The sequence below is a fragment of the Xenorhabdus sp. PR6a genome, from assembly GCF_028599065.1.
GTDB classification, from domain to species: domain Bacteria; phylum Pseudomonadota; class Gammaproteobacteria; order Enterobacterales; family Enterobacteriaceae; genus Xenorhabdus; species Xenorhabdus doucetiae.
Genome location: NZ_JAQRFJ010000002.1, coordinates 127832 through 139055 on the forward strand (window position 1 = coordinate 127832; position 11224 = coordinate 139055).

General features: G+C 43.6%; 6 protein-coding genes and 1 pseudogene. 4 read left to right on the forward strand and 3 right to left on the reverse strand.

Features of this window, described 5'->3' with window-relative positions:
- Positions 1 to 17: 17 nt before the first annotated feature.
- From PSI15_RS01220 to PSI15_RS01230, 3 genes are all read right to left on the reverse strand, one after another.
- Positions 18 to 2198: a TonB-dependent siderophore receptor gene (locus PSI15_RS01220; protein WP_443256059.1), complete on the reverse strand. Its 2181-nt coding sequence runs from the start codon at positions 2196 to 2198 to the stop codon at positions 18 to 20.
- An 83-nt stretch (positions 2199 to 2281) separates the two neighbouring features.
- On the reverse strand, positions 2282 to 4120 hold the full coding sequence (locus tag PSI15_RS01225) for an IucA/IucC family protein (protein WP_273581945.1): 1839 nt from the start codon (positions 4118 to 4120) through the stop codon (positions 2282 to 2284).
- 651 nt (positions 4121 to 4771) lie between these two features.
- Positions 4772 to 5812 (reverse strand): tRNA/rRNA methyltransferase, encoded by a 1041-nt coding sequence (locus PSI15_RS01230; protein ID WP_273581946.1) that lies wholly within the window; start codon positions 5810 to 5812, stop codon positions 4772 to 4774.
- A 134-nt stretch (positions 5813 to 5946) separates the two neighbouring features.
- Between PSI15_RS01230 and PSI15_RS01235 the strand changes: the two genes are divergently transcribed.
- From PSI15_RS01235 to PSI15_RS01250, 4 genes and pseudogenes are all read left to right on the forward strand, one after another.
- On the forward strand, positions 5947 to 6618 hold the full coding sequence (locus tag PSI15_RS01235) for a tRNA-uridine aminocarboxypropyltransferase (RefSeq protein WP_273581947.1): 672 nt from the start codon (positions 5947 to 5949) through the stop codon (positions 6616 to 6618).
- A 127-nt stretch (positions 6619 to 6745) separates the two neighbouring features.
- The gene (locus PSI15_RS01240; RefSeq protein WP_273581948.1) at positions 6746 to 9388 is read left to right on the forward strand and encodes a bifunctional acetate--CoA ligase family protein/GNAT family N-acetyltransferase; all 2643 of its coding nucleotides are present in this window, start codon (positions 6746 to 6748) and stop codon (positions 9386 to 9388) included.
- 204 nt (positions 9389 to 9592) lie between these two features.
- On the forward strand, positions 9593 to 10951 hold the full coding sequence (pssA, locus tag PSI15_RS01245) for a CDP-diacylglycerol--serine O-phosphatidyltransferase (RefSeq protein ID WP_273581949.1): 1359 nt from the start codon (positions 9593 to 9595) through the stop codon (positions 10949 to 10951).
- 29 nt (positions 10952 to 10980) lie between these two features.
- Positions 10981 to 11187 (forward strand): annotated as a pseudogene (locus tag PSI15_RS01250) (YfiM family protein); the annotation flags it as partial.
- Positions 11188 to 11224: the final 37 nt, after the last annotated feature.

An 11224-nucleotide genomic window follows, 5' to 3' on the forward strand; every position in this document is an offset into this window, starting at 1 on the left:
CGCCGTCCGTGATTTAATTAGAACTTGTAACTCAAGGTTGCTTCGACATTACGTGGAGCACCATAGTAGTACTGGGTGTAACTCCCATACGAGGTATAGTATTTCTTGTCAAACAGGTTATTCAGATTCACCGTCAGGGAGAGATCCGGTGTAAATTGATAACGTCCCATCAAGTTAACGGTCGCAAAACTGCTTTGCCCATCCTGACGTTTTCCTTTAGGACCACTCAGCTCCCGACGTGTTTTATCCTGCCAGTTAATACCGCCACCCAACGTTAAATCATTCATCATGCCCGGCAAGGTATAAGTCGTGAATAATTTGAATAAGCGATTTGGGTCCTCCGTATTAGTACGTTTACCCCCTGGCATGGTGGCACGGAATTGGGTGTAACCCGCATAAATACGCCAATCATCGGTAAGTTGCCCGCTAACTTCGGCTTCAAAACCACGGGTTTTTACGCCATTAATGGCATAATAGACTCTGGCATTTTTAGGAATTCCAGGCGCTAACGGTTTTTTAGAATTATCTTCCGCCGTGTAGTTATCTTGGCGGATCTCAAAAACGGCCAATGAATAATCAAGGCCGTTATCAAAGGCGACACCTTTCAGACCCAACTCATAATTTTCGCCTGAAACCGGTTTAAGCAGTTGGTTATTTCGACTAATTCGACTTTCTGGGTCAAAAATTTTGGTATAACTACCATAAACAGAAAAATCTGGCGTGATGTTGTAAACCAATCCACCGTATGGCACAAATTCATGTTTATAGTCTGCATTTTGCGGTGTACCAAAATTATCACCACGGGTTTTCCAAGTGGTGAGACGTCCACCGAGGATCAATGTTACAGGATCTGCCAGAGAGAGCTGAGTGACGGCATAACCGGCGGTTTGTTCGATATAACCATGAGATCCATTATCTCTCGTTTTGCTCCATGCGGGTTCTGGATAATCCCAAGAAGGTTGGGTAAAGTCACCTAGCGGATGCTCATTGCAACTAAAAGGCTTCTTCATACATGGCGCCCAGTAATAATCATTCTGGAAATTCTGCTTTTGGTAATTCAAACCAAAGCTGGCGTGATGGGTGCGCCCCAATAACCCATAATTACCATTGAGTTGTAAATCAACATTACGCTGGCGACGAGACCCATCAATCAAGGTTATATTACCCGGATACATACCCACATTAGTGACCGGATCAGGATATCCCGTTGCCCATAATACTTTCTGATCAAGCACGTTGCTGTCATAAGTAAAGGTACCTTTCACGCTCCAGCCATTATCAAATTTGTGCTGCAAGCTGGTAAAAGCAGAGAACGACCGTACCTTAGAGAAGGTCCAATCAGGTGCATAGCTATTACTGCGTTTGTAATCCGTTTTGCTGCCATCGTTAAAATAAATCGGCAAACCACCAGACATCCCACCACGAGTATGGTTGATTTGGTAATCCGTCCCGATGGATAACAAGGTATTCTCTGTCAGATCGGCTTCCAGGATGCCGTAAAAAGGATATTTTTCATGCTTGTCACGGTCAATAAATGAATTGGAACGTTCATAGGCAGTGACAAAACGTCCCCTGATTGTCCCGTTTTCATTTAATGGACCCGATAAATCAAGACTGGTTCGCCACTTATCCCAAGAACCACCACCCAAAGTCGCTTCACCCCGAAAATCACGGGTCGGACGTTTGCGGATCACGTTCACTGCCGCAGAAGGCGTACCTGGCCCTACCATTAAACCCGCAGCACCACGCACCACCTCAAGACGATCAATGATGGCCGTATCCAGCAGGTTATCGCCATAGTTAAAACGGATGTCGTAAAAAGTCGGGACACCATCACGCAACATATTTTTGACCGTCATTCCTCTTGAAGAGAAAGTGAAACGATCGCTGTCAGCTTGATGGACAGTCATACCGGTGATGCTGTCGATAGCACTTTTCACGCTATTCAGGTTTTCATCCACCATGCGTTGCTTGGTCATGACGCTGACGCTTTGTGGTGTTTCACGCGCAGATAAATTCAAACCTGTCGACGTTACCATAGAAGAGGTGTTATACATGCCGGTGTCTTCCGTGATACCTTCATGCCCCGACGATATGGGTGCTGCCGTTACGATAATTTTATCGTTCTTTCCTTGTGTTTCTTCTGCCATAGCCACACTATTTCCCGCCAAAATCAGCGGGATTATCAAAGAAAGCATGGTTCTTTTGGTCAAATGATTCTGTTGCAAAATTAAATTTGTCACTCTATTTATCCCGTTACCAAAATGATTTGTTGTTATGTTTACCTTGATATTTCCATCATTACACCTGCCTCAAATACGACAGAGTATTTTTCTCGCAAAGCGTGAAGCGGATTCACTAAAGTTCCGGCAAATTTTAGATTTTTCTCGCGATCATCCAGATCGATCATCTGTTGGTTATTCGCCATTTGCAGGCGATTCAGACAAGTACGTACAAAATCGTGCTTAAACAGATCAAATTTGCGGAATTTTTCTATCTGATGCAGATGTTGTGATTGATAGCAGTGAACACAGTGGGCAACCAATTCCCAGAAACGGGCTTCTGGCAAGGCGAGATGTTTTTGCAACAACGGAATCAAATAGCGGAAGAAACAGTCAAAGATATCGAGGAAGATATAGTTGATCTTCATCTCATCCTTGATGGTGACATGCAGGAAACTAATCTCTTCGGGCAATTCAAGATCGCCATTCAAAATGGCAATTTCTTCGCCAATATCTTTCATCAGCATTTTTACCGGTACATTGTTTTCCAGTACCAGCATTAAATTTTCACCATGTGGCATAAAGACCAAATCGTAGGTGAAGAAGGAACGCAACAGTGGAGAAAGGTAAGCATCCAGATAGCGTGATACCCAATCTTCTACGGATAGACTTGAATCCTGGACTAAAGCAGCAACAACCGAACCGCCTTCTCGGTCAATATGTAACAGTGAGGCCATGGTCATTAGGCGTTGATTCTCTTTCAGAATCGTCATGGGACTTTCACGCCATAGTGCAGACAGCATTTTTTTATGCGGGTTATCCTTCTTGATGGCGGATTCAAAGTAGTGGTTGAAATAACCCATTGCTGCCCGTTCCCTCAATATGGTGAATCCCTTTTCTTGGAAGAAGGTATCAGCTTCAACCAAGTTGCCAAGCCACTCATTGATTTGTGGCGTCGTTACCATACTGTGTGGATCTAATCCGCGCATAAATCCCATATTGAGAACGGACAATGCGGTTTTCACATAATTTTTCTTAGGCTGGCTAACATTGAAAAATGTGCGAATAGACTGTTGGGCTAAATAACGATCATGACCTTCACCAAGGTAAACAATTTCTTGTTTGGCAATATCCGCAGCAAAGCTAATGGCAATACGGTGCTTCCATTGCCAAGGGTGTAGAGGCATCAGATAATAATCAGACAGCTTTAATCCTAATGACTGCATTTGTCGTTCAAATTGAGCGGGCAAATATTTATCTAACTCTTCTGCTACTAACTTTGAGTAAGAGAGGGAAGATAGAGCAGAGAAAACGGTTTTATTTCGATGTACTGCAATCCAAATTAATGTGACTGGGTGGGCGCTTTCTGGTGCGTAATCCAAATAGTCATCAGCATCAAAACCAATGCGCCCATTATTAGCAATAAAGACCGGATGCCCTTCGTTCATTGATGTTTCTACCGTCTGATAATCTGCTTGAGTCAAATCCTGTGCAGTCAGTCGGTTCTTTTGATATTTAAAGGCATGACCATAGAGGGTACTGGAAATTTCATCGAGATAAATTGGCAGTAACTTCTCAGAAATATCCAGCAATGGGTGCAACTCAATAATCAACTCGATGGCATCTAAAGGTTGAAGTTGACCATGACTAACTTTGGATATTGATGCAGCATCAATATCCAAGTGATCAAGCTGGTAGGCTTGTGCTTGAAAATGGTATTGGAAATTATCTATTTCAACAGAATAGTCTTGCCCTTCACCATAATGGACTGGAGTAATCAGTTTTTCGTGACAAAGTTCGCGCAATATTTTTGCTACAAGATGTCGATTGGCATGCAGCCAGTTTTCCTTAGTTAAATGGGAGGTTTGATACCCCCAACAAGTATTCAACGAACGCATTTAATAAAGCCCTTTCATCCATATTCTGCATACCCCTGTTTCCATACAAGAACACGGCTAACGGGGTGATACATTTCTCTATAAATTTCTGGATATCACTATCCAATTAGTGGGGTATTAATTTTGGCTCACGAAAATTAGGGTATTTCTTCTTTGTTTAGTTAAATGATAATTAAAACCATTACCATTAACAACCATAAAAAAGTAAATTTTTTAGAGTAATTAGCTAACTTATTTAATAACACAGATTAATGATATGGATAAAACCATAAATGGCATGATTTTTATGTGTGTTATTTTAAATCTTATTGTATTAATCCAGCATCAAACTTAATAATTTCATTTTAAATAATAACAAATGTTTTTATTTAATTTGGTGAAACACTTTTCATTACGGTATTAAATGGATTTTCATCATAGTGATACATTCAAATTATGAAGACTCTTTACTCCTCGCGCCGCGAGGAGTAAAGAAGTAATCGACAATTTTGAATTGTTATTTAAAAACAAACTCAATAAATTAAAAAAAACAAAATAAAGCCCTGACTAAATAGTCAGGGCTTTATTAATAACGAAAATTGAACTATCTCTTCTATTTTCAAGTCACTATTCTTTGACAAATGGCAACTTGAAATCTATTCCAGAGATAAGTTAAACCTTATTCTGACGCCACCATTCCGCTAACATAATACCGGTTGCAACGGAAACATTTAGGCTTTCCACTCGCCCCGTTCCACCAATAGAAAGACGAATGTCACCATCTTCCCAAGTGCTGTCACTTAATCCGTCGCTTTCCTGACCCAATACCAAGACCATTTTTTCTGGTAATGTGGCTTGTGCCAGTGCTGTGCTGCCTTTATGGCTTGATGTCGTCACAATGGTGTAGCCTTCATCGCGGAATTTATTCAGCGTAGCTGTAAACCCATCGGCATCAATGCCTTTGATGTGTTCAGCACCGCCTTCTGCGGTACGAACAGCCGCGCCTGATTCCAGCAGCGCGGTATCCTGCAAAATCACACCTTGTACACCAAAATGCGCACAACTACGCATAATGGCCCCAAGGTTATGTGGGTTACCCACGTTTTCCAATGCCAGCACACAATCTTTTGCCGGTGCCTGCTGCAAATAGGTTTCCGCATCCAAGCCATTGCGTTTCTTAATCAGGAAACATACGCCGCCGTGGTGCTCTGTGCCTGATGCTTTCGCCAGCTCTTCATCATCCACCACATGGTAAGCCTTGCGATTTGCCGCCATCCATTTCAAAGCATCGCGAAAACGCGGGGTGACTGATTGCACAAACCAAGCCCGAACAATCGCATCAGGACGGCTCTGAAACATTGCCTGACACGCGTTTTCCCCATAGATACGGGTTTCCTCCAAACGCTGGCGGCGAAGCTGTTCAGGATCAATGTGACTTTTGCCACTAATCCCATTGTGATCTGGTTTAAGCGATTCTCCCTCCGGACGGGAGATCGTTCTCCACGGAGAACGATCGTCTGAGCGAGACGGGCGGTCATTGCCACGACGGCGGTCACCCTGCTCACGCCCTTTGCCAAACGGACGGTTATCATTTTTACGGCCGCCACTGTTTCTACGACGATCTCCGTCCTTACGGCTATCGTTATTGTCCTCATTATTGCGGACATACATGACTTTGACTTTGCCGCTCTTACCACTATAGGAATCGTTCATTTATTTCTCCAACTGCGTTATGGCGCGAAGATTACCCGATGTGCGCGCCCGAAGCTACCTCTGGCAACGACAATCCATTAAAATATCCGCTAATTTTTTACTGGTTTTATCTACAAACATGTTTGAGTTCTTAAATGAGAAATAACAACGCCGTTTATCAGCTTCGCCAATGTCGCCTTGCCCGTTCTACCCGCCCTTTTCAGGCAAGAGGATGCCGGGTGCGGCGTTGCCTGCATTGTTTATTACCCCAAAAAAAGTGCCTGTGTGAAATAATTTCACCTGCAAATGCGGCAAGCCGCTTCTGTCTCATCATGTTTGATACTGAGCCGATGAAACCCAGCAATACCGGAAAGTTGATTGCAGATATCCTGCCCGATACGCTCGCTTTTCTCTGGTCCAGAACCGAGCCTGATCCACACATGCTTGAAGCATTACGCGATCCAACCCGACAACCCTATCTGATCTTCCCAGACAGTTATGCTACGCCTCCCCGCATGGTGTACCAGAAGCTCCCTGCGAACCAGAAACCACCGCTGTTCATTATATTGGATGGTACTTGGCCTGAAGCAAGAAAAATGTTTCGCAAAAGCCCATATTTGGATGATATTCCCCTATTGTCCATTAATAGTATTGCCAAAATGGACTATTTACTTCGGATACCTTCCAGAATGGAGCAACATTGTACCGCTGAAGTCGCGGCGGCGGCACTGGAATTGGCTGGGGATGTGGCTGCATCGCAGTCATTGTTGGGCCATTTCAATCACTTTCGTGAACAATATCTGGCCGGAAAATCGAATCATCTGTAGGAATAAGTCACAGTAATGGTTGACAATCCGCGCTAAAGTCACTGATGGTGGCTAAAGTTATTCATGCTAATGGTTTAAGCAACAGTGATTGTTTATTGATGTGATAACTGATAAGGAACCCCCAGAAATGAGTCAGCGTGGACTTGAAGCATTATTGCGCCCTAAATCGATCGCCGTTATTGGGGCTTCTGAAAAGCCGGAAAAAGCCAGTTCAGTGTTGATGCGGAACTTGTTAATGGGTGGGTTTACGGGACCGATTCTTCCCGTAACACCAAACAAATATGCCGTTCTGGGTGTATTAGCTTATCCTTCTATCGATAAATTGCCCCTGATGCCAGATTTGGCGGTGATCTGTACCCATCACAGTCGCAATTTGCCTTTACTGGAGCAACTGGCCCAACACGGATGTAAGACCGTCATTATCTTATCGTCTCCACCCTCACAATTCATGGAATTGAAGCAGTTCAGCCAAAAGCATCATATTCGGGTTCTGGGGCCAAATAGCCTTGGCATTTTGGCACCCTGGAGCGGGCTGAATGCCAGTTTTTCGCCCATTCCTATCCTTAAGGGGAAACTGGCGTTTATTTCACAATCGGCAGCAATATCAAATACCATTCTGGACTGGGCTAATCATCGCAATATTGGTTTTTCGTATTTTATTGCCTTGGGTGACAGTGTTGATATTGATATCGATGACTTGCTCGACTTTCTGGCAAGAGACAGTAAGACCAGTGCTATTTTGTTGCATCTCGAACATATCAGCGATGCCCGACGTTTTCTTTCCGCCTCCCGCAGCGCTTCACGCAATAAACCCATTCTGGTCGTGAAAAGCAGCCGTACCCGAAAAGCACAACAGTTATTGGGAGAACAACAAAATTTCGATGTGGCTTATGATGCCGCCATTCAACGTGCCGGGTTACTGCGTGTACAGGATACACATGAAATGTTTTCCGCAGTGGAAACATTGAGTTTTATGCGGCCATTGCGCGGGGAACGTTTGTTAATCGTCAGTAATGGTTCCGCTCCGGCAGCCATGGCGCTGGATGAGCTATTCAGGAGGACAGGAAAACTCGCGATATTAGGAGAGGAAACGATAAACAGGTTGTCTGGCCTACTTCCCGACACGCTTCTTTTACGTAATCCCTTGGATATCGGTGATGACTCCTCAACCGAACGCTATGTTGCGACACTCAAGCTACTTTTGGATAGCCATAATTATGATGCTTTGCTGCTAATCCATTCTCCTTGTGCCATATCCCACAGCCAAACTACGGCGGTTCGGGTTATACAGACCATTAAAGAGCATCCTCGTGGAAAATGGATCACTATTTTCACGAATTGGTGTGGAGAATATTCTTCACTGGAAGCCCGGCGTTTGTTTAGTGAGGCAGGTATTCCGACTTATCGGACCCCAGAAGGTGCCATTACCGCATTTATGCATATGGTGGAATATCAGCGCAACCAAAAACAACTCAAAGAAACCCCCTCCTTGCCAATTGGCATTACATCAAATACGGCCAGAGCCCATGAATGTATCCAGCAGGCCCTTGATAACGGGAATTTCCGGCTGGATACCCATGAGGTACAACCTATTCTTGATGCTTACGGTTTAAATACCTTACCCACTTGGATCGCCCATACCAGTGATGATGCCGTCAATATTGCAGAAAAAATTGGCTACCCCGTGGCTTTAAAACTCCGCTCACCGGATATCCCCCATAAATCAGAGGTTCAGGGCGTGATGCTTTATTTGCGTAATGCCGATGAAGTCAAAACAGCAACACAAGCGATCATCGAACGTGTCAAACAAAACTTCCCGCAAGCCAGAATTCATGGATTGTTAGTACAGAGCATGGCTAATCGGGCGGGTACCCAAGAGCTAAGAATTTCTATTGAGCAAGATGAGATATTTGGCCCCTTAATCATGCTTGGGGAGGGAGGGGTTGATTGGATGCATGAAACACAGGCTGCTGTCGCCCTTCCCCCTCTTAATATGGCATTAGCCCGTTATCTGGTGATTCAGGCAATTAAGGGCGGCAAAATAAAATCAGGGGGGTCATTTTTGCCTCTGGATATCCCAGCTCTCAGCCAGTTATTGGTCAGAGTATCCAATCTTCTGATCGATTGTCCCCAAATTACTCGCATGAATATTCATCCACTGCTTGCATCAGGCAATGAGTTCACCCTATTGGATGTGGCCATGGAGTTGACGCCTGTAACAGGCGATCCTCGCAAAAGACTGGCTATCCGGCCTTATCCCAACGAGCTGGAAGAAACTATCCATATAAAAGATAGTCTCGAATGTTTGCTACGGCCAATCCTGCCAGAAGATGAACCTCTGCTGAAGGAATTTATCGGCCAAGTGACAAAAGAAGATCTCTATTACCGCTATTTCAGTGAGATCAGCGAGTTTACTCATGACGATCTTGCCAACATGACCCAAATTGACTATGACCGGGAAATGGCCTTCGTGGCGATCCGTCATCCATCAACAACCCCTGAAATTATTGGTGTCGCTCGTGCCATGGCCGATCCCGATAATATCGAAGCAGAATTTGCGGTATTAGTCCGTTCAGATCTCAAGGGAGTTACGTTAGGCTATCAACTCATGACGAAGCTGATTCACTACACAAGAGAACATGGCATTCAGGCACTGACGGCCATTACGATGCCCGAAAACCGCAATATGATCCAACTGGCAAAAAAACTTGGGTTTAACATCGAGATACAGTTAGAAGACGGCATTGTTAATCTGATGTTGAAGCTATAGCAAAAAATAAATTCAGCATACATTTCATGATAAGTAGGAAAAATTCTCACTTCGTGATTAATCGCACAGACTTAACGCAATCAGCTTAAGAAAGTTAATTCATACTCACAATGAGCCAAACTAATGGTATCATCACCGGATCATTTTGATTCATACACCTTATGATGGTATTGATTCCATCTAAACTAAGAGAAAAAACGCACTGTGATGTTGTCCAAATTTAAACAAGCAAAACACCAACAACACCTTGCACAACTGCCTAAGCTATCGCAATCAGTTGCTGACATTGAGACACTTTATCAAACTAAAATGTTTCGCAGCACCTTATTGGAGCGTATAGCAAATGCCCAACAGCATATTTATATTGCCGCATTGTATTTAGAAAATGATGATGCAGGGCGGGATATTCTGACCGCATTATATACCGCTAAACAAAAACGCCCTGAGCTGGACATAAAAATCCTGGTTGATTGGCACCGTGCTCAACGTGGTCGTATTGGCGCAGAAGCAGTGGCAACAAATGCAGATTGGTACTGTTCTTTGGCTGAAAGCTACCCTGATGTCAACATTTCTATTTTGGGTGTTCCCGTCAACACGCGGGAAGCACTGGGCGTTTTACATCTAAAAGGCTTTATCTTTGATGATACGGTTATTTACAGCGGAGCCAGCATTAACGATGTCTATCTGCACCGCCATGAAAAATATCGCTACGACCGTTATCATTTGCTGCATAATGCTAAACTTGCCGCGATCATGAAGCAATTTATTGATGACAGCATTATTAGCGCTGAAGCCGTAAAAAATTTAACCAGCCACAATCGCCCTCGTAGTCTTGAAATTAAAAATTTGATCCGTCAATTTCGTGCTTCATTGAGAAATGCTGAGTATCACATTGAAAATCAAGCATCAAATGAAGAATTGGCGGTAACCCCTCTTGTTGGATTGGGCAAAAAGAATTTGCTGAATAAAACAATTTGCCATCTGATATCTTGTACCGAAAATAAGTTGGTTATCTGTACCCCTTATTTTAATTTACCTGCCGTGTTGGTGCGTGCAATATCGCGGCTGCTCCGCCAAGGGAAACAAGTTGAGATCATCATTGGTGACAAAACCGCTAACGATTTTTATATCCCACCAGAAGAACCCTTTAAGATCATTGGTGCGTTGCCTTATCTGTATGAAATTAACTTGCGTCGATTTACTAGCCGACTGCAAAAGTTCATCGATAACCAGCAACTCATTATCCGGTTGTGGAAAGATCAAGAGAATACTTATCACTTAAAAGGGGTCTGGGTAGATAATAAATGGCAATTAATTACGGGTAATAATCTTAATCCTCGCGCATGGGGATTGGATCTGGAAAATGCCATTCTTATTCACGATCCCCATCAAGAGATGAAAGAGCAACGGGCAATGGAGTTGGATTGTATCCGTACTCATACAAAAATCATCCATAATTATCAGGAATTGGAGAGTATCCAGCTCTATCCTGTTAAGGTACGTAAACTGATACGGCGCTTACGCCGCATTCGGGTAGACCGATTAATCAGTAGAATACTGTAAAATAGATAATTAATTATCATTTTTTTGCAGCCACCGCAGGAAATGCTTATGGTGATCGTCAACATTGGGGACATCGTGAAAGTGCACAATTTGGTGTATTACTATCAGTCAGTCTCGGTGCAGCAAAAGAGCTTTATGATAGCCGCCCATCAGGAACAGGCTGGAGTTGGCATGATATTGCTTATGATATAGCCGGGGCGATTGCGGGCTATAGTGTATATCAGTCCATGAAGTAATTTTCACATTTTCTTATTTCCAAACGCAAAAAAGCCA